Origin of the sequence: Streptomyces pacificus (assembly GCF_011766325.1) — a bacterium.
Lineage (GTDB): Bacteria > Actinomycetota > Actinomycetes > Streptomycetales > Streptomycetaceae > Streptomyces > Streptomyces pacificus.
Map to the genome: position 1 here is coordinate 64,048 of NZ_BLLG01000008.1, position 19,400 is coordinate 83,447.

16 protein-coding genes are annotated in these 19,400 nt (G+C 73.6%); 8 read left to right on the top strand and 8 right to left on the bottom strand.

What is annotated here, in order from left to right; genetic code table 11:
• Nucleotides 1-42: 42 nt before the first annotated feature.
• From SCWH03_RS15370 to SCWH03_RS15380, 3 genes are all read left to right on the top strand, one after another.
• A complete protein-coding gene (locus SCWH03_RS15370; protein WP_173264805.1) occupies nucleotides 43-771 on the top strand; it encodes a FadR/GntR family transcriptional regulator in 729 nt (242 codons plus the stop codon).
• Nucleotides 772-1,034: 263 nt separating this feature from the next.
• Nucleotides 1,035-2,486 carry an ethanolamine permease gene (eat, locus tag SCWH03_RS15375; RefSeq protein ID WP_173264806.1) on the top strand — a complete coding sequence of 484 codons (1,452 nt, stop codon included), beginning with the start codon at nucleotides 1,035-1,037 and terminating at the stop codon, nucleotides 2,484-2,486.
• A 349-nt stretch (nucleotides 2,487-2,835) separates the two neighbouring features.
• Nucleotides 2,836-3,513, top strand: coding sequence for a gamma-glutamyl-gamma-aminobutyrate hydrolase family protein (locus SCWH03_RS15380; protein ID WP_173264807.1), 678 nt, complete (start codon nucleotides 2,836-2,838; stop codon nucleotides 3,511-3,513).
• A 79-nt stretch (nucleotides 3,514-3,592) separates the two neighbouring features.
• Here the strand turns inward: SCWH03_RS15380 and SCWH03_RS15385 are convergent, their stop codons facing one another.
• Nucleotides 3,593-4,516 carry a LysR family transcriptional regulator gene (locus SCWH03_RS15385; protein ID WP_173264808.1) on the bottom strand — a complete coding sequence of 308 codons (924 nt, stop codon included), beginning with the start codon at nucleotides 4,514-4,516 and terminating at the stop codon, nucleotides 3,593-3,595.
• A 70-nt stretch (nucleotides 4,517-4,586) separates the two neighbouring features.
• Between SCWH03_RS15385 and SCWH03_RS15390 the strand changes: the two genes are divergently transcribed.
• Nucleotides 4,587-5,957: an SLAC1 family transporter gene (locus SCWH03_RS15390; RefSeq protein WP_173264809.1), complete on the top strand. Its 1,371-nt coding sequence runs from the start codon at nucleotides 4,587-4,589 to the stop codon at nucleotides 5,955-5,957.
• Here the strand turns inward: SCWH03_RS15390 and SCWH03_RS15395 are convergent.
• From SCWH03_RS15395 to SCWH03_RS15410, 4 genes are all read right to left on the bottom strand, one after another.
• On the bottom strand, nucleotides 5,878-6,603 hold the full coding sequence (locus SCWH03_RS15395) for a helical backbone metal receptor (protein ID WP_173264810.1): 726 nt from the start codon (nucleotides 6,601-6,603) through the stop codon (nucleotides 5,878-5,880). The two genes, SCWH03_RS15390 and SCWH03_RS15395, sit on opposite strands and share 80 nt — an antisense overlap.
• Complete coding sequence (locus SCWH03_RS15400) at nucleotides 6,600-7,151, bottom strand: helix-turn-helix domain-containing protein (RefSeq protein WP_173264811.1); 552 nt, start codon at nucleotides 7,149-7,151, stop codon at nucleotides 6,600-6,602. The genes SCWH03_RS15395 and SCWH03_RS15400 overlap by 4 nt, the downstream gene beginning before the upstream one ends.
• Before the next feature lie 146 nt (nucleotides 7,152-7,297).
• Nucleotides 7,298-9,136 (bottom strand): ABC transporter permease/substrate binding protein, encoded by a 1,839-nt coding sequence (locus tag SCWH03_RS15405; RefSeq protein ID WP_173264812.1) that lies wholly within the window; start codon nucleotides 9,134-9,136, stop codon nucleotides 7,298-7,300.
• Nucleotides 9,129-10,238 carry a quaternary amine ABC transporter ATP-binding protein gene (locus tag SCWH03_RS15410; protein ID WP_173264813.1) on the bottom strand — a complete coding sequence of 370 codons (1,110 nt, stop codon included), beginning with the start codon at nucleotides 10,236-10,238 and terminating at the stop codon, nucleotides 9,129-9,131. The genes SCWH03_RS15405 and SCWH03_RS15410 overlap by 8 nt, the downstream gene beginning before the upstream one ends.
• 400 nt (nucleotides 10,239-10,638) lie before the next feature.
• Here SCWH03_RS15410 and SCWH03_RS15415 point away from each other — a divergent pair, with 400 nt between their 5' ends.
• From SCWH03_RS15415 to SCWH03_RS15430, 4 genes are all read left to right on the top strand, one after another.
• A complete protein-coding gene (locus SCWH03_RS15415) occupies nucleotides 10,639-11,559 on the top strand; it encodes a 5'-3' exonuclease (RefSeq protein WP_173264951.1) in 921 nt (306 codons plus the stop codon).
• A gap of 47 nt (nucleotides 11,560-11,606) precedes the next feature.
• Nucleotides 11,607-12,443 (top strand): siderophore-interacting protein, encoded by an 837-nt coding sequence (locus tag SCWH03_RS15420; RefSeq protein WP_173264814.1) that lies wholly within the window; start codon nucleotides 11,607-11,609, stop codon nucleotides 12,441-12,443.
• Between the two features lie 431 nt (nucleotides 12,444-12,874).
• Nucleotides 12,875-13,459, top strand: a complete 585-nt coding sequence (locus SCWH03_RS15425; RefSeq protein WP_173264815.1) for a sigma-70 family RNA polymerase sigma factor — start codon at nucleotides 12,875-12,877, stop codon at nucleotides 13,457-13,459.
• A gap of 220 nt (nucleotides 13,460-13,679) precedes the next feature.
• Nucleotides 13,680-14,495: an anti-sigma factor gene (locus SCWH03_RS15430; protein ID WP_173264816.1), complete on the top strand. Its 816-nt coding sequence runs from the start codon at nucleotides 13,680-13,682 to the stop codon at nucleotides 14,493-14,495.
• Between the two features lie 208 nt (nucleotides 14,496-14,703).
• On the opposite strand, the gene SCWH03_RS15435 is transcribed toward SCWH03_RS15430, so the two are convergent.
• The 3 genes from SCWH03_RS15435 to tatA form a co-directional block, all read right to left on the bottom strand.
• Nucleotides 14,704-17,532 (bottom strand): DEAD/DEAH box helicase, encoded by a 2,829-nt coding sequence (locus SCWH03_RS15435; RefSeq protein WP_173264817.1) that lies wholly within the window; start codon nucleotides 17,530-17,532, stop codon nucleotides 14,704-14,706.
• 524 nt (nucleotides 17,533-18,056) lie between these two features.
• Entirely contained in the window at nucleotides 18,057-19,004 is a 948-nt protein-coding gene (gene tatC / locus SCWH03_RS15440) for a twin-arginine translocase subunit TatC (RefSeq protein WP_173264818.1), read from the bottom strand.
• Nucleotides 19,005-19,045: 41 nt separating this feature from the next.
• Nucleotides 19,046-19,336, bottom strand: coding sequence for a Sec-independent protein translocase subunit TatA (gene tatA, locus SCWH03_RS15445; RefSeq protein WP_173264819.1), 291 nt, complete (start codon nucleotides 19,334-19,336; stop codon nucleotides 19,046-19,048).
• Between the last annotated feature and the right edge of the window lie 64 nt (nucleotides 19,337-19,400).

Consider the following 19,400-nt stretch of genomic DNA (forward strand, 5'->3'; position numbering starts at 1 on the left):
GTATTGCTGAATACCATTGCTTGGGAAGGGGGAACCGCGAACATGCCGGAGAAGAGCGAGCCCGGGGACCGCCTCACGTCCGTGCTGCGGCCGGTGCGCGGGGGCAACGGCTTCGAGGAGGCCCTGGAGCAGATCCTGCAGGTCGTACGGCTGGGCCTGGTGGCCGGCGGCGAGCGGCTGCCCGCGGAACGGGAACTCGCCGAGCGCATGGGCATCAGCCGGGTCACCCTGCGCGAGGTACTCAAGGTCCTCCAGGAGGAAGGCCTGGTGGAGAGCCGCCGCGGCCGCTACGGGGGGACGTTCGTGCTGCACCGCCCGCGCACCGAGGGCGAGGACGAACTGCGGCGCCGGATCGCGGCCGTCGACGTCGAGGACACCCTGCGCTTCCGGGAGGTCCTTGAGGTCGGCGCGGCGGGGCTGTGCGCGGCGCACGGGCTCCCCGACGAGGGCGCCCGGCGGTTGCGCACGGCGCTGACGGCCACCCACGACGCACCCCTGGACGACTACCGGCGGTGCGACACCCTGCTCCATCTCACCCTGGCGGAGCTGTCCGGCTCGCCCATGCTGACCACGCAGTACGCGGCGGTCCGGGCGGCCCTCAACGACCTGCTCGACTGCATCCCGCTGCTGGTGCGCAACCTGGAGCACTCCCAGCAGCAGCACATCGCGCTGGTGGAGGCGGTCCTGGCGGGCGACGCGGGCGCGGCGCGCGAGGCGATGCGCGAGCACTGCGAGGGAACGGCGGCCCTGCTGCGCGGCTTCCTCGCATAAGCGTCCCCCACGCGGCCCGCCCGAGGCCGCGGGGCCGCGGGGCACGGGGCCGCGGGGGTGCTTCGCCCCCGGGCGGCGCCGGGGGACAGCGGGCCGGGGCACGGCGGGCCTGGGCACGGCGGACGCGGCCCCGGGCAGGCCGCCGCGCACCGCCGGAGACCGGACGGCCGTCATCCGAAAGTAACGCACGGGTCTTGCGCTACCCCCAGGACCACCGCAAAGGTATGGCTTCATTCCATTGGGTCCGACGCGGGAGCTCTGCCATGACACTGGAAGACACCGAGACCACGGGGAGCGGCAGCGCCGCACCGGACGACTACCTCGAACGCCGGACCCTGCGCCGCGGCAGCGCCGGCTGGCTGCTGCTCACCGGGCTCGGCGTCGCCTACGTCGTCTCCGGCGACTTCTCCGGCTGGAACATCGGACTGTCCAAGGGCGGCTTCGGCGGTCTCGCGGCCGCCACCGTGCTGATGGGCGTGATGTACGCCTGCCTCGTCTTCGCGCTCGCAGAGCTGTCGGCCATCCTGCCGACCGCAGGCGGCGGCTACGGGTTCGCCCGGCGGGCCCTGGGCACCTGGGGCGGCTTCCTCACCGGCACGGCCATCCTCATCGAGTACATCCTCGCCCCCGCCGCTATTTCGATCTTCATCGGTGACTACGTCGAATCGCTCGGGCTCTTCGGGCTGGAGTCCGGCTGGCCGGTGTACCTCGCCTGCTTCGCGGTCTTCATCGGCATCCATCTGTGGGGCGTGGGCGAGGCCCTGCGCTTCAGTCTCGTCGTCACCGCGATCGCGGTCGCGGCGCTGCTGATCTTCGCCCTGGGCGCGTTGACGGACTTCCAGGTGAGCGGGCTGAACGACATCCCGGTCGACGAGAGCGCGCTGGGCTCCAACTCCTGGCTGCCGTTCGGGCTGCTCGGCATCTGGGCCGCCTTCCCGTTCGGCATGTGGTTCTTCCTCGGCGTCGAGGGCGTACCGCTGGCCGCCGAGGAGGCCAAGGACCCGGTCAGATCCATGCCCAAGGCACTCGCGCTGTCGATGTCGATCCTGGTGCTGCTCGCCCTGATCACGTTCTTCGCCGCCACCGGCGCCCGCGGCTCCGCCGCGATCCAGGAGGCCGGCAACCCGCTGGTCGTGGCACTCCAGGGCGACGGCGACCCGACCGCGCTGAGCCGCTTCGTCAACTACGCAGGACTCGCCGGCCTGGTCGCCTCGTTCTTCTCGCTGATCTACGCCGGTTCACGCCAGTTGTTCGCCCTCTCCCGGGCCGGCTACCTGCCCCGCTTCCTCTCGCTGACGAGCCGCCGCAAGTCGCCGTACCTCGGTCTGCTGATCCCCGGCGCCATCGGCTTCGCACTGGCCGCCGGAACCGGGGACGGGGCCCGGATGCTCAACATCGCCGTCTTCGGAGCGACGATCAGCTACGCGATGATGGCGCTGTCCCACATCGTCCTGCGTCGGCGCGAGCCGGATCTGGCACGCCCGTACCGCACCCCCGGCGGCGTGGCGACCTCGTCCGCCGCCTTCGCCCTCGCGCTGTCCGCGCTGGTGGCGACCTTCCTGGTGGACAAGGACGCGGCGTTCATCGCGCTTGCCGTGTACGGGGTCGCCCTCGCCTACTTCGCCTTCTACAGCCGGCACCGCCTGGTGGCCCGTGCCCCGGAGGAGGAGTTCGCGGCCCTCGCCGCAGCCGAGGCGGAGCTGGCCCGCGACTGATCGGCCGGTCCGGTGTCCGGGTCCCTCGAACCCGGGCACCGGACACCAGACACCAGACACCAGACACCGATTATCGGACGCCAGCCACGGATACCAGCTGCCGGCCATCGGATCAGGTACCGGATCGGACGCCGGCACCGGACACCGACACCGGATTCCGGCTACGAGACACCGGGGTGCCGGACACCGGACCATGGACAGCCGAGCCCGCGCATCCGCCACCGCCGACCACCGACCGCAGCGGCAGCGGCGGCAGCAGCAGCAGCAGCAAGCGCACACCCGGGGCCTGGGGCGCCGCGCGCGACCGGGCACCCGTCACCCCCTCACCACGACCGGAGGAACCCCGACCGTGACCCAGCCACTCATCGGCGTCAGCACCTACCTGGAGGACGCCTCGTGGGGCGTGTGGCGGCTGCCCGCCGCACTGCTGCCCGCAGGCTATCCGCGCCTCGTCCAGTCGTCCGGCGGCATCGCCGCGATGCTGCCCCCGGACGCACCCGGCCGGGCCGCGGCGGCGGTGGCACGACTGGACGGGCTGGTCGTCGCGGGCGGGCCCGACGTGGAGCCCGTGCGGTACGGGGCCGACCCGGATCCGCGCACCGGACCGCCGGCCCGCGAACGGGACGCCTGGGAACTCGCCCTGATCCGCGCGGCACTCGACACCGGCACCCCGCTGCTGGGGATCTGCCGGGGCATGCAGCTGCTGAACGTCGCCCTCGGCGGCACGCTCGTCCAGCACCTCGACGGGCACGTGGACGCCGTCGGCGCCTTCGGCCGACACGCCGTGACGCCCGTCGCGGGCACGCGCTACGCCGCGCTGGTACCCGAGGAGTCGTCGGTGCCGACGTACCACCACCAGTCGGTGGACCGGCTCGGCACCGGCCTCGTCGTCTCCGCGCACGCCCACGACGGCACCGTGGAGGCCGTCGAACTCCCGGACCCCGTCTGGGTACTGGGGGTGCAATGGCACCCGGAGATGGCCGAGGACACCCGCGTGATGGCGGGCCTCGTCCGCGCCGCGTCCTGATCCCCGCCCCGGCGGCAGGAGGCCGTCCGGCGCAGCGCTCGCGCAGATCCCCGCCGACGGCGCGCCCCGTCGGCGGACCTCAGCCTCCGGACCGGGTCAGCGACAAGAGGTCGCGGGCCGGGCCCGCCGGTCGATGGCCGTGGGGCCAGACCGCACGGAGGTCCCGGCGGAGACGGACCCCCTCGACGGGGACGCGGACGAGGCGGCGGGACCCCAGTTCCTCCGTCAACGCGAGTTCGCTGAGGACCGCGGGACCCGCGCCGCTGACCGCCGCGGCCTTCACCGCCGTGGTGGAGGAGAGTTCCAGCAGGGGCTCGGCCAGACCGCCGTGGGCGGCGAGCGCCGCGTCGAGGACCTGCCGGGTGCCCGAACCCCGCTCGCGCAGCACCAGCGGGGCCGCGGCGAGCTGCTCCGGCGGCAGCGGAGAGCGGCGCCGCGTCCACTCGTGCCCCGGTGCCGCGACGACGACGAGCCGGTCGTGGCCGACGATCACCCCGTCGAGGCCCTCCGGTACGGAGAGTCCCTCGACGAAGCCGAGATCGGCCTCGCCGCGCAGCAGACGCCGGGCGACCGCCGCCGAGTTGCCGGCGAGCAGGGAGACCGCCGTGCCCGGGCGCTGCCGGCGGAGTGCGATCAGCCAGCCGGGCAGCAGGTATTCGGCGATGGTCATGCTGGCGGCGACCCTGAGCCGGGAGTCGCGCCGGTCCCGCAGCGCCTGCGCCCCGGCGTCGAACGCCTCGGCCGCCTCCACGATCCGGCGCGCCCAGTCCGTGACGAGCGCCCCCGCATCGGTCAACCGGGAGCCGCGCGGTGAGCGGTCCACCAGCGCGACGCCCAGCTGCCGCTCCATGGAACGGATCCGGCTGCTCGCCGCGGGCTGGCTCACACCGAGTTCCCGGGCGGCGCGCCCGAGGCTGCCGAGGCGGGCCACCGCGAGCAGCAGTTCCAGCGCGGCCAGGTCGGGCACCCGGTGGGCGACCGGCCCGCGTTCCCCCTTGCTCATAAACCCAGCTTATGGGGACAGAGCGAGGGAGTGCCTGGTGGGCCGCCGAACGGGGCCGGACAGTGGGGCCATGGTCACCGCCGCCCATCCCCACTCCACCTCCCCCACCGCCTCCACCGCCTCCACCGCCTCCACCGCCTCCACCGCCCCCACCTCCTCCACTGCCCCCACCGCCTCCCCGTCCGCCGCCACAGCCACCGCTGACGTCGCTGCCGCACACCCCGCCGCCTGCTCCGACCCGCTCCGGCGCGTCACCCGCGTCCCGCTGCTGCGCCGGCTCGGACCGAACTGGTATTCCGCCGTCATGGGCACGGCATCGGTGGCCATCGCGGGTGCGTCCCTGCCCGCGGCTTCCGTCACCCCTGCACCCCCCGTTGCTCCCGTCGCTCCCGTTGCTCCCGCGGCCGTGACGTCCGCGGCTCCCCTGGCCGCAGCGGCTGCGGAGGGCCTGCGAGACGTACTGGAGGCGATATGGGCCCTGTCCGCGCTGGCCCTCGTGGCCCTGCTCGCCGCGAGGGCCGGGCACTGGCTGCGCCACCGCGACCAGGCGCGTGCCGGCCTCCTCGACCCGGCCGTCGCCCCGTTCCAGGGCTGTATGGCGATGGCGCTCCTCGCCGTCGGCATCGGCTCGCTCTCGGTCGGCGGAGGCGTCATCGGCGAGCGGGCGGCCGTCGCCACGGCGTGGACCCTGTTCGCCACGGGCACCGCGGCCGGACTCACGGCCGCGGTCGCCGTCCCGTACCTGCTGCTGACCCGGCGCCGGGTCACGGTGGGGGAAGCGTCCCCGGTGTGGCTGCTCCCCGTGGTGGCCCCGATGGTGGCGGCGACCCTCGGCGCGCTGCTCGCGGGCCGGGTGCCCGCCGGAGGCTGGCGCAGAACCGCCCTGCTGGGCTGCTACGGGCTGTTCGCCCTGAGCCTGCTCGCCGTGCTCGTCATCCTGCCGCTGGTGACGACGAGGCTTCTCACCGAGGGTCCTCCACCGCTCGCCCTGACGCCTGCCCTGTTCCTGGTGCTCGGCCCACTGGGCCAGTCGACCACCGCCGTGCACCGGCTCGCCGACGCGGCTCCCGGGACGGTCGGCGAGGCGGACGCGGCGGCTCTGGGGACCTTCGCGACCGTCTACGGGACCGCCGCCCTCGGCCTCGCCCTGCTGTGGCTCGTGCCGGCCGCGGCCATGGTGGTGCGGGCGGCGCGCCGGGGCATGCCGTTCACGATGACCTGGTGGGCGTTCACCTTCCCGGTCGGCACATGCGTCACGGGGGCCGCGGCGCTGTCCGCCCGCACCGGTGCGGAGGCTCCCGCGTGGGCGGCGGCAGGACTCTACCTGTTCCTGGTCGTGGCGTGGGCCACGGCCGGGACCCTCACCCTGCGCGGTCTCGTGGGCGGAGCGCTGCCCGCAGCGCCCCCGGAGCCGCCGCCAGCGACGGGCCGTACCAGGTGAGCAGGCGCCCGTCGACGAGAGCGGCGGGGACCGCCGGGAACGCCTCAGGGCCGTCGTCCGCGCCGAAGCGGTAGGGCTCGTCAGGGAGCACCACGAGGTCCGCGCCCGCGGCGTTCAGTTCGTCGAGCGGGATCCGGGGATAGCGCTCCGGGTGTGCGGCGTAGACGTTGTCGACGCCGAGCCGGGCCAGCAGATCGCCGGCGAAGGTGTCGCGGCCCAGGACCATCCAGGGCCGCCGCCAGACCGGCACCACGGCGCGGCGCCGCTCCGCGCACGGTTCGACGGCGTCCCAGGCGGCCTCGGCGTCATCGAGCCAGCCGGGGCGGGGAATCCCGCAGGCGTCCAGCACCCGCTGCAGCTCGGCGAACGCCTGCGGCAGGGTCCGCACCTCGGTGACGAGCACCTCCAGCCCCACGGCGCGCAGCGCGGCGAGATCCGGCTCCCGGTTCTCCTCCTCGTTGGCGACGACCAGATCGGGCCGCAGCGCGGCCACCGCCGCCACGTCGGGATTCTTGGTGCCGCCGATCCTGGCCGCCTCGAGGTCCCCGGGGCGGGTGCACCAGTCGGTGGCACCGGCTAGCAGTCCGGGCGCGCTGACCGCGATGGCCTCGGTGAGGGAGGGCACCAGCGAGACGACCCTCGTCACGGTGCGACGGCCTCGATGTGGTCGGCGACGGCGACGACGAGGAGCCGGGTGCCCGGGCGGGTGGCGCGCCAGCGGTGGAGCACCCCGCCGGAGAGGAAGAGCGTGTCGCCCTTCTCCAGCCGGTGGGCGCGTCCCTCGGCCTCGACCTCGGCGGCGCCGTCGGCCACGTACATCAACTCGTCGTTGCGGTGCTGGTGCTCGCCCCCCGCGTCCTGCTCGCCGGTGAACTCCACCGCGTGGAGCTGGTGGTGGCCGCGTACCAGATGGCGCACGCCCGGCCGGGCGGCGAGCGAGGCGTCGTCCGCCCGGACGACATCGACGACCCGGCAGGAGTCGGCGGCGGCGAGGAGTTCGGCGGCGGTGGTCTCCAGCGCGTCCGCGACGCGGTGGAGCGAGCGCATGCTGGGCCGTGCCCGCTCGTTCTCGATCTGGCTGAGGAAGGGCACGGACAGGCCGCTGCGCCCCGCGACGGCGGCGAGCGTGAGATCCAGGGCCCGGCGCCTTCGGCGGATGGCGGAGCCGACACGGAGCGCTTCCTTGTCTCCCATGGCTGAGGTCCCTCCCTCCTCTCTGTACCTTACGCACGTTCCGGCCCGCGCAACTCACCGTCGCACCACGGCGGCGGGGAGGGCCGGGCCCGGCAACGGCACGGCCCCGCCACGTTATGTGACGGGGCCCTCACCGTGTGGGGGATTCAGCCGCTCCGATGCGACTGTGAGACGTTCGACGCCTCGGCCGGGACCGGCGTCCATGTGTCGGCGAGGCCGGGGTTGTCCTTCAGCCAGGCCCGGACGGCCTCCTGCTCCTTGCCCTTGCCCGTCTCCTGGATCCTCTCCTCCAGGCCCGTGAGCTGCTCCTCGGTCATCTCGAAGTCCTGGAGCCACTCGCCGACCAGGGGGTTCTGAGCGGAGAAGCCCTTGCGGGCGAGGGTGTGGATGCCGTCGCCCGTGCCCCAGGTGCCCTTGGGGTCCTCGAGCTTCCTGAGGTCATAGGCGCTGTAGGCCCAGTGCGGCGACCACAGGGTGGTGACGATGGGCTCCTTCTTGTCGTAGGCCCGCTTCAGCTCGGCGAGCATGCCGGGGGTGGAGCCGTCGACGATGTCGTACTCGCCCTCCAGACCGTACTCCTTGAGGACCTTGTCCTTGAGGATCCCCATCATTCCGGCGCTCGGCTCGATGCCGACGATGCGGCCCTTGAACTCGCCGGCCCTGCCCTTCAGGTCCGCGAGGGAGTCGACGCCCTTGACGTACGCGGGCACCGACAGCTCCAGGGAGGTGGGGCCGTACCAGGAGCCCTTGTCCTCCAGCTTGTCGCGGTACTTGTCCCAGTACTGGGCGTGGGTGACCGGGAGCCAGGAGTCCGTCTGGAAGTCGATCTGCCCGCCGGCGAGACCGGTGTAGAGCGCGCCGGCCTCCAGCTGCCTGGTCTCGACCTCGAAGCCGCGGCGCTCCAGCAGCTCCTTCCACAGGAAGGTGGAGGCGATGCCCTCGTCCCACGGGATGTAGCCCACGGAGATCTTCTTGCCCCGGCCCACGTCGCCGGCGCCGCCGGCCTCGGCGGACGTGGTACCGCCGAACACGCCCATGCCGCCCGCGACCAGCGCCAGGACCACGGCACCGACCACGGCGACGACGGGCTGGGGGCGGTGGTTCCAGATCCTCGACCCGCCGGCCCCGGCCCCGGCGCGGGCCAGCGCCCGGCGCCCGAGGGGCGAGACCTGGCGGCCGAGCGCGCCGGTCATCCGGTCCAGGTACATGGCGAGGATGACGATGGAGACGCCGGCCTCGAAGCCGAGCCCGATGTCGACGTTGCCGATGGCGCGGTAGACGGCACCGCCGAGGCCGCCGCCGCCGACCATGCCGGCGATCACCACCATGGACAGGCCCAGCATGATCACCTGGTTGACGCCGGCCATGATCGTGGGCAGGGCGAGCGGCAGCTGCACGCGCACCAGCGTGTCGCGCGGTGCGGTGCCGAACGCCTCCGCGGCCTCCACCAGCTCCTTGTCGACCTGGCGGATGCCGAGCTCGGTCATCCGCACACCCGGTGGCAGGGCGAAGACGATGGTGGCGATGATGCCGGGGACCACGCCGACGCCGAAGAAGATGATGCCGGGGATCAGGTAGACCATGGCGGGCATCGTCTGCATGAAGTCGAGGACCGGCCGGATCACGGCGCTGACGGCCTTGGAGCGCGACGCCCAGATGCCCAGCGGCACCGCGATCAGCAGCGTGACGACGGTGGCGACCAGCACCAGCGACAGGGTCGACATGGCCTCGTCCCACAGCTCGACGGAGTCGATCACCGCGAAGCCGGCGAAGGCCAGACCACCCGCGAGCAGACCGCGCAGCCACCACGCGGCGACGGCGAGAATGCCGGCGAAGAGCAGCGGCTCGGGTGCGGACAGCACCGCGTCGATGCCGTCGTACATGCCGGTGACGGCCGAGCTGATGCCGTCGAACAGCCAGGAGAGGCCGGACTGGAGCCGGTCGACGCCGCCGTCGACCCACTCACCGAGGGGAATCCTAAGCACCCGCACGCACCCCCTGCTGAGCCTGCTGCGCCTGCTGAGCCGGCAGGCGGCGGGCCGGTGCGTCACAGGGCACCGGCTCGGCCCGCTCGTCGCCGAGGAAGCCGACCAGCCGGGACTGCGGGACGACTCCGACCACGTCGCCGGAGGCGTCCCTGACGGCCACCGGATGCGGGACGCGCGCGCTCACGGCGCACACGTCCGCGACGAGGGTGCCGGGTGCGACGGTCTCGCAGCCGCACCCGTCGGCGTCGCCGCTCCGCGGTTCGGCCATGACGGCGGAAGCCGTCAGCACCCGGGAGCGGTCCACGTCCTGGATGAACGACGCCACATAGTCGTCGGCGGGCCGGAGCAGGATGTCCTCGGCGGTGCCGAGCTGGACGATCCGCCCGTCGCGCATCACGGCGATGCGGTCGCCCAGGCGCATGGCCTCGTTGAGGTCGTGGGTGATGAAGACGATGGTCTTCTTCAGGCGCTTCTGGAGTTCGAGCAGCTGATCCTGCATATCGCGGCGGATGAGCGGATCGAGGGCGCTGAAGGACTCGTCCATCAGCAGCAGGTCGGCGTCCGTGGCGAGGGCGCGGGCCAGGCCGACGCGCTGCTGCATACCGCCGGACAGCTCGTCCGGCCAGGACTGCTCCCATCCGGCGAGACCGGCCAGCTCCAGCGCCTCGGTCGCGCGGCGCTCGCGCTCGGCGCGGGCGACGCCCTGGACCGCGAGGCCGTAGGCGGCGTTCTCCAGCACGCTGCGGTGGGGGAACAGCGCGAAGTGCTGGAAGACCATGCTGATCCTGGATGCACGCACCTCGCGGAGCCCGCGGGCGCCCAGGGCGGTCAGGTCCCGGCCGTCGAAGAGGACGCGTCCGGCGGTCGGCTCCAGCAGTCCGTTGAGCATGCGCAGCAGGGTGGACTTGCCGGACCCGGACAGGCCCATGACGACGAAGATCTGACCCGGCTCGACGGAGAACGAGGCGTCGATCACCGCGGCCGTCGCTCCTTCGGCGCGGAGCTCGTCGCGGCCGGAGCCGTTCTCGAGCCTGCCCACCGCCTCGTCGGGTCGTCTGCCGAACACCTTGTACAGGTGTTCCGCCTGCAGCCTGGACACATACACCTCACGCGTCGAACCGGAAACGGCCCGCCTCCCCCGCCGGCGGGCCGTGGAGCGGGCGGACTCTTCCCGCCTCCCCGCATCGTCACCGGTCGAAGGCACGGCGGGGTCCACTCCGGCGCCGCACCTGCCCCGGTCTTCGCGCGGGCAAACGTAAAAGTGAGCCAGTTCACGGCAGGGTGGCCGGTCCGCGGCGGGCCGACGGGCCTGGTGACCGGCCGGTGCGGTGCGATGCCGCGCAATGCGATGCGGTGCGGTGCGATGCGGTGCAGTGCGATGAGGTGCGGTGCGGTGCGGTGCGGTGCGATGCGGTGCGGTGCGGTGCAGTGCGATGCGCCTGACGCAGAGGCGCTGTCCGAGGTGTACGGCATGATGGCGGACTGTGACGCGACGCCTGATGCTCCTCGACACCGCTTCCCTGTACTTCCGCGCCTACTACGGGGTGCCGGACTCCGTGCGCGCCCCCGACGGCACCCCCGTCAACGCCGTCCGCGGACTCCTGGAGTTCATCACCCGGCTGGTCCAGGACCACCGCCCGGACGAGCTGGTGGCCTGTATGGACGCGGACTGGCGACCGCACTGGCGGGTCGAGCTGATCCCCTCCTACAAGGCGCACCGGGTAGCGGTGGAGACCCCGGCGGGGCCGGACGAGGAGGAGGTGCCGGACACCCTGTCGCCGCAGGTCCCCGTCATCGAGGACGTGCTGGACGCCTTCGGCATCGCGCGGGTCGGCGTCGCGGGCTACGAGGCGGACGACGTGATCGGCACGCTCACGGCACGGGCGAGCGGCCCGGTCGACATCGTCACCGGCGACCGGGACCTCTACCAGCTCGTGGACGACGCCCGCGGGATCCGCGTGCTCTACCCGCTGAAGGGCGTCGGCACGATGCAGTCGACCGACGAGGCGGTGCTCCGCGGGAAGTACGGCGTGGACGGCCCGGGTTACGCCGATCTGGCCCTGCTGCGCGGCGACCCGAGCGACGGGCTGCCGGGGGTGCCGGGCATCGGTGAGAAGACGGCGGCGAAGCTGCTGGCCGCCCACGGGGACCTGGCCGGGATCATGGCGGCGGTGGACGATCCGGCGTCCGGGCTGACGCCGGCCCAGCGCAGGCGGCTGGACGAGGCACGGCCCTATCTGGCGGTCGCCCCGAAGGTCGTCCGGGTCGCGGACGACGTGCCCCTTCCCGGCTTCGATCCGGCCCTGCCGAGAGAGCCCCGCGACCCGGCCGGACTCGACGGACTCGCCGCACGCTGGGGTCTGGGCAGGGCGGTGGGCCGGCTGCGCACCGGGCTGGCGGGCGCGAATCCCCCGCTCTGAGGTGTTAGCTTAGGTAAGCCTAAGCATCTACGTCAGGGGAGACGGCCGTGGCAGAGACAGCCGCACGCAGGGCACCGCAGGTCCACCAGGCGCGGGTGCTGCGCACGGAACGGATCACCCCGCACATGGTCCGTCTCGTGCTCGGCGGCGAGGGGCTGGCCTCGTTCGCCCTGGACGGGTTCACCGACCCCTATGTGAAGGTCGTCTTCCCGGTACCCGGTGTGGCCTACCCCGAGCCGTTCGACATGGCCCGGATCCGCGAGGAGTTGCCGCGCGGCCTGTGGCCGGCCAATCGCACCTACACCGCCCGCTCCTGGGACCCGGTCCACCGGGAACTCGTCATCGACTTCGTGGTCCACGGCGACCGCGGTCTCGCCGGGCCGTGGGCGGCACGGGTGCGGCCCGGCGAGACCGTGCGGCTGCTGGGCCCCGGGGGCGGATACGCACCGGACCCGGCGGCGGACTGGCACCTGCTCGCGGGGGACGAGAGCGCGCTCCCGGCCATCGCCACCTCGCTGGAGCAGATGCCGCGTGGCGCACGGGTCCGTGCCTTCGTCGAGATCGCCGGCCCCGAGGAGGAGCAGAAGATCGCCACCCCGGACGGGGTCACCGTCAGCTGGCTGCACCGGGGCGCACGCCCCGTCGGCGAAGCCCTGATCGCCGCGGTACGCGCACTGGACTTCCCGGCGGGAGACGTGCACGCCTTCGTGCACGGCGAGGCCGGCGCGGTGCGCGAACTGCGCCGCCACCTCCGGCTGGAGCGCGGCATCCCGCGGGAGCGGCTGTCCGCGTCGGGCTACTGGCGGCTGGGCAAGTCCGACGAGGCATGGCGGGCCGTCAAGCGCGACTGGAACGCGGAAGTGGAACGCGAGCAGGAGGCGTAGCGTCCGGGCCGGCCTCAGGCGGCCTCAGGGGGCCTCAGGGGGCCTGTGCGGGAACGCGGGACCGGCGAGGACCTGCCCCCGCGAACGCCCCGGGCGCCTCCTCGTCCCGCTGCCGCATGCCTGCCCTGTCCCTGCCGTGTAGCCGCCGTGTACCCGCCGCCGTCCCCGGCTCCGGCACCCTCCCCGCCTCAGTCACCGCCGGTGCCGCAACCCCGCCGGCCGCGGGGCCGTCTTCCCCCTCGGCGCCCCCGGCCCCGGTGCCGGACCGGCGCGTGAGCAGTAGGGGGTCCGCTCGGGACGCGGGCGTGAAAAAGATCGGCGCCACGGCAGTCAGGAGCCGTCTCCGCTCCGTATAGGGGAGGTGACACCCGCGGCGACGCAGGTCCGGGGAAGAGGGACCGACCGGAGCGGGCCGCGGTGAGGGGAGAGCGGTGAAGGAAGCGATACACATCACAGGGGCACCATCGGCGGGGCCGGGTCTCGACGAACTGCTCGTCCGGGTCGCGCGCGGCGATCAGCAGGCCTTCTCCCGTGTGTACGACGCGGTCTGCGGACCCGTACTCGGCGTCGTGCGCGGGGTGCTGCGCGATCCGGCGCAGTCCGAGGAGGTCGCCCAGGAGGTGCTGGTCGAGCTGTGGGTGACCGCCGCGCGCTACCAGCCGTCGCGTGGCTCCGCCCTCACCTGGACCCTGACCCTCGCCCACCGCCGCGCCGTCGACCGCGTACGCTCCGCCCAGGCCGCCGTCGAGCGCGAGCGGAAAGCCGCCCGCCTCGGCGGCACACCGGCGTTCGACGACGTCGTCGAACAGGTCGAGGCCCGGCTGGAACGGGAGCAGGTGCGGCGCTGTCTGCGCACCCTGACCGAACTCCAACGCCAGTCGGTGACCCTGGCCTACTACCGCGGCCTCGCCTACCGGGAGGTCGCCGAACTGCTCGCGGTGCCGCTGGGCACCGTGAAGACACGGATGCGCGACGGGTTGATCCGCCTGCGCGACTGCCTGGGGGTGAACGCATGAGTCCGGGCAAGGAGCAGCGCTCGGTGGAGAACGCCTCCCCGGGGTTCGCCGGCCGGCCCCAGCGGGGGCGTGCTCCCGATCCGGCACGTCCGTGCCGGGCCCGGCACGGACGTGCCGGATCGGCCCGGCCGGGGACCGGCACGCGCCCCTGGCCGTGCTGCCGCCGGGACCCGGCGGCAGCGGCGCCGCCCGCGACGGCCGGGGAAGGGACGGTCCCGCGATGAGCGCTGCGGCGAAGGGGGCGGCGGGCCGGGACGCCGAACTGCACACGCTGACGGGCGCGTACGCGCTCAACGCGCTGGGCGACCGGGAACGCGTCCGGTTCGAACAGCATCTGGCCGTGTGCCCGGCGTGCGCACAGGAGGTACGGGAACTCGGGGCGACCGCGGTGCGCCTCGGCCTCGCCTCCTCCGAGGTCCCGCCGTCCGCGATGAAGTCCCGGGTGATGGCGCGGATCTCGGCCGTGCGCCAGGAGCCGCCGAAGGTCGCCGCCGCGGAGGCCGGCCGCATCCCGCCCGCGGTGCACAGGGCCCGCCCGCCCGCCCGGCGCAGGCTCGCCGGGTTCGTCCTCGCCGCGTGCGCCGCGGGGCTCGCGGCGCTCGGTGGCGTGGCGGTCGTCCAGCAGCGGGCCGCCGACGAGGCGCGGGCGGAGGCCCGCGAGGCGGCCGAACTGGCACGGCGGAGCACCCGGGCGCTCGCGGAGGTGCTCACCGCGCCCGATGTGCGCACGCGAAGCACGGAGCTGGGTCAGGGGGCGGCCGGCACCGTCGCCCTCTCCCGTGAGCGGGACCGCGCCGTCTTCCTCGCGTCCGGGCTGCCGCGGCCGGACGGCGGCCGGGTGTACCAGCTCTGGTTCGCGGACGGCGATGCGATGCGCCCGGCCGGGCTGCTCGCCTCGACGGGCGGTGCGGAGGCGTTCCTCATGGAGGGTGCGGTCGGCCGGGCAACGGGCGTGGGCGTCACCGTCGAGCCGGCCGGCGGCTCCCCCGCGCCCACCTCCGAGCCGTTGGGCCTGCTGAGCTTCCCGTCCGGGTAGGGCCCCGGCACGACAACCGCCCCGCGCCACTGGTACGGGCCGCGCCGCTCCCACCTGCCGGGCGGGGCGGCTGGATCCGATCGGGCCCCACCGGGGCTCGGCCGGGTCCGGGCACGGGCGCTCTGCCGGAGCTGCTCGCCCCCGGCCGGGCCCGGCCGGGGGGCGTCGGGCCGGGCCGGCGCGTCCGGGCACAGCGGCCCCCGTTCGGTCAGCCGACCGAGCTGTAGGCCACCACGCCGCGCAGCACCTCGTCCACGGCCTTGCGGGCGTTGCGCGCCACCGTGGAGTTCCCGCCGGGCGCCGCGGCCGCGATCTGGCCGAGGACGTCGATGACCTGCTTGGTCCAGCGCACGAAGTCGCCCGCGGGCATCTCCGCCTCGCGCAGCACCTCGTCCAGGCCCTTGCCCGAGGCCCACTGGTACACCGCCCAGGCGAATCCGAGGTCGGGCTCGCGCTGACCCACGCCTTCGGCCTGGCTGATGCGGAACTCCTCCTCCAGCGCGTCCAGCCGGCCCCAGATCCGCACCATCTCGCCGAGCGCGGTCTTCGCCTTGCCGGAGGGCAGCTTCGGCGCCACCGCGTCGTCGGCCTGGCGCGCCTCGTACACCAGCGCCGAGACGCAGGAGGCCAGTTCGGCCGGGTTCAGCCCCTCCCACACCCCCTCGCGCAGGCACTCACTGGCCAGCAGGTCCAGCTCGCCGTAGAGCCGGGCGAGCCGGCGGCCGTGCTCGGTGACCTCATCGCCGCGGAGGTAGTCCATCTCGGTGAGCAGGGCGACGATGCGGTCGAAGGTGCGGGCGATGGTGTTCGTCCGGCCCTCGATGCGGCGCTCCAGCTGGCGGGTGTCGCGCTGGAGCCGGTGATGACGCTCGGCCCAGCGTGCGTGGTCCTCGCGTTCGTCGCAGCCGTGGCAGGGGTGGGCGCGGATCTCCCCGCGCAGCCGGGCGATCTCGCGGTCGTCCGCGGCCGCTGCGCGCGGCCTGCGGTGCCGGTCGGGCGCGATGTGCCCGGCCTTGGTCCGCAGGGCGGAGGCGAGGTCGCGCCGGGACTGGGGCGAACGGGGGTTGAAGGACTTGGGGATCCGCATCCGCTCCAGCGGTTCCACGGGGACCGGGAAGTCCACCGAGGCGAGGCGCTTGACCTGGCGTTCGGCCGTCAGCACCAGGGGGCGCGGCCCGTCGTGGTACTCGTATCCCCGGTGGCCGTTGGACCTGCCGGCCGGCAGCCCGGGGTCGATGACGAGTGCGAGTCCGGCGAACTTGCCGGTGGGCACGTGGATGACATCACCCGGCTTGAGCTTCTCCAGCGAGTCCGCGGCGGCCGCCCGGCGCTGGGCGGCGCCCTGCCTGGCCAGGTCGGTCTCGCGGTCCTTCAGTTCGCGGCGCAGGCGCGCGTACTCCTCGAAGTCCCCCAGGTGGCAGGTCATGCCCTCCTGGTAGCCGGCGAGCCCCTCCTCGTTGCGCTGCACCTGGCGTGCGATGCCGACGACCGACTTGTCCGCCTGGAACTGGGCGAACGAGGTCTCCAGCAGCTCCCTCGAGCGGTGCCGCCCGAACTGCTGCACGAGGTTGACGGCCATGTTGTACGACGGCCTGAAGCTGGAGCGCAGCGGATAGGTGCGGGTGCCGGCGAGTCCGGCGAGCGCGCCCGGGTCCATGCCGCGCTGCCAGAGCACGACGGCGTGGCCCTCCACGTCGATGCCGCGCCGTCCCGCGCGTCCGGTCAACTGCGTGTACTCGCCGGGGGTGATGTCGGCGTGCTGCTCGCCGTTCCACTTGACGAGCTTCTCCAGCACCACGGACCTGGCGGGCATATTGATGCCGAGGGCCAGGGTCTCGGTGGCGAAGACCGCCTTGACGAGGCCGCGGACGAAGAGTTCCTCGACGACCTCCTTGAACGTGGGGAGCATTCCGGCGTGGTGCGCGGCTATGCCCCGCTCCAGCCCCTCCAGCCACTCGTAGTACCCGAGGACATGGAGGTCCTCGCGGGGGATGGAGTCCGTGCGCGCCTCGACGATCGACCGCACCTCCAGGCGGGCCTCCTCGCCGTTGAGCCGCAGTCCGGCGAACAGGCACTGCTGGACGGCGGCTTCGCACGCGGCTCGGCTGAAGATGAACGTGATGGCGGGCAGCAGCCCTTCCGCGTCCAGCCGGTCGATGACCTCGGGCCGCCCCGGGGTCCAGATGCGGCCGCGCTGCCGGCGCTCGCGCTCCCGGTCGGCCTCGCGGACCATCTTGCCGCGGCGGCGGTCGCGCGGGTTGTACATGCGCGAGTTCTCCGTCCTGGCCAGGCGGACCAGGTCGGGGTTGACCTCGCGCCGGGTGGCGCCGCGGCCGCCGTGGTCGGTCTCCTCCTCGAAGAGGTCGTACATCCGGCGTCCGGCCAGCACGTGCTGCCACAGGGGCACGGGGCGCGACTCCGAGACGATCACCTCGGTGTCGCCGCGGACGGTGTCGAGCCAGTCGCCGAACTCCTCCGCGTTGGACACCGTCGCGGAGAGCGAGACCAGGGTCACCGACTCGGGGAGATGGATGATCACTTCCTCCCAGACGGCGCCTCTGAAGCGGTCGGAGAGGTAGTGCACCTCATCCATCACCACGTATCCGAGACCGCTCAGCGACCGGGAGCCCGCGTACAGCATGTTCCGGAGTACCTCGGTGGTCATGACGACCACCGGCGCATCGGAGTTGACGCTGTTGTCGCCGGTGAGGAGGCCGACCCTGCCGGGGCCGTACCGCTTCGCCAGATCCGCGTACTTCTGGTTGGACAGCGCCTTGATGGGGGTCGTGTAGAAGCACTTGCGGCCCTGGGAGAGGGCCAGGTGCACGGCGAACTCGCCGACGATCGTCTTTCCGGAACCCGTGGGGGCCGCCACCAGCACGCCCTTGCCCGCCTCCAGCGCCTCGCAGGCCTCGACCTGGAACGGGTCCAGCCCGAAGTCGTACATCTCGCGGAAGGGAGCGAGCGCGGTGGCCTGCTCGGCGGCGCGGATCCGGGCGGCCGCGTATCGCTCGGCTGGGGAGAGGTCCTGTGTCATCTTGCGGTCGAGCCTACCCGCAGGGTCCGACAGCGGGCGCGCGCTTATGCGCGGCGGCGGGGTCCGGGGCGGGCGCGGACCAGGACTTCACCGCGATTCCGGTGAGCCGGTCGCACCAGGCGGCGCCCAGGGGGCGGGCGGGCGGCGAGCGAAGGGAGCGGCGCAGGGAATGCCGCGCGGGGGCACCGGGCGGCGCTGCCGTGCCGCGCGGATGACCCGGCGTGATGGCACCGGGCCCGTCCCGGGCTCCGGAGCGCGTCGCGGAAGGCAGCCGCGCCCCCGCCGCGGCCGGGGCCCTGGAGGCACGGCGCGTGACCGCCGGCCGGACTGCGCAGCGCAGTCGCGGGCGGAGGGGGTCGCGCACCGGTCCCCGGGGGGAGGGCCGCCCCCGTCGGGCGGGGGCGCCCTCTCCGGGCGGGCGGCGCGCCGGTGCCCCGGGTACGGGCGCTCCCGCCTTCCGTCCAGGATCAGCGCGGCCGGCATGCGCCCGCCCTCGGGAGCCCGGGCGCCCTCGGGAGCCCCGGTCAGGTGATGTCGTCGTACCCGTTGATCCGGTCCCGGTCGCCGCTCTGCTGCCCGGGAAGCGCGCGGGCGGCCGGGACGTCCTCGGCCGCGCCGACGGCCTCCGGGGTGAGGTCCAGCCGGGAGGCCTCGTCGTCGCTCAGGCCGGCGTCCGGGTCCCTGCGGCGGCGGCGGGTGTCGTTGAGGAAGGAGAAGCCCACGGCGATGAAGTAGAGGACGGCCAGCGGGCCGGCCAGGAGGAGCATCGAGATCGGCTCGCCGCCGGGCGTGGCGATCGCGGCGAACGCCGTGAGGCCGACGATCATTCCGCGCCACCAGCGCAGCATCCGCCTGCCGGTCAGCACGCCGGTCATATTGAGCAGGATCAGCAGCAGCGGGAGCTCGAAGGCGATACCGAAGACGATCACCATGCGGGTGATCAGGTCGAGGTAGTCGTCCAGCGGCAGCAGGGGCCGGGCGCCCGACGGTGCGAAGCCGAGCATGATCTCGGCGGTCTGCGGCAGGATCGAGTACGCGAGGTAGGCACCGCCGAGGAACAGCGGTACGCCGACGGCCACGAAGCTCAGCGCGTAGCGCCTCTCGTGGTGGTGCAGCCCGGGAGCGACGAAGGCCCAGAGCTGGTGGAGCCAGACCGGGGTCGCCGCCAGCACACCCGCCATCAGGGCGACCTTCAGCGCGATGGTGAACGGCGACAGAAGTCCCTGTGTCGTCATCTCGGCGCAGAGCTGGCCGTTGCGCATGACGACCTGACCGTTCGCGCAGCCGACGGACTCCAGGATCGGCCGCATCAGGAACGCGAAGATCTCCTTCTGGAAGAAGGCCGCGGCGATCGTGGCCACCGCGATCGCCAGCACCGACTTCAGCAGCCGGTTGCGCAGCTCACGCAGATGTTCGCCGAGAGGCATCCGCCCCTCGGCGTCCTTGTCCTGCTTGCGGGCGGACTTGAGCAACCCACTTCCTCGTCTCGTGCGGGAACCTTGGGGGAACCGGGTCAGCTCTGGGTCGTACGGTTCGGCTCCGAGACCGGGCGGCTGCTCGTCACATCGCCGGGGGCGGCCCGGATGGTGCGGGGCACGTCCTTCTGGGCGTCGGGGTCGGTGCCCGGCGCGGACTGGGCGCGCGAGGACTCGTCGTCCTTCTTCATCGCCTTCGCCTCGCTCTTCAGAATGCGGGCGGACTTGCCCAGCGAGCGGGCCATGTCGGGCAGCTTCTTCGCGCCGAACAGCAACAGGATCACCACGATGATCAGAATGATCTCAAGGGGCTTCAGATTGCCGATCATGTGCGGATTCCCTCTCACTGGGGCGGCTGAAGGGCGGGCTGCCCGGTGGACGGTCGGGCAGGAG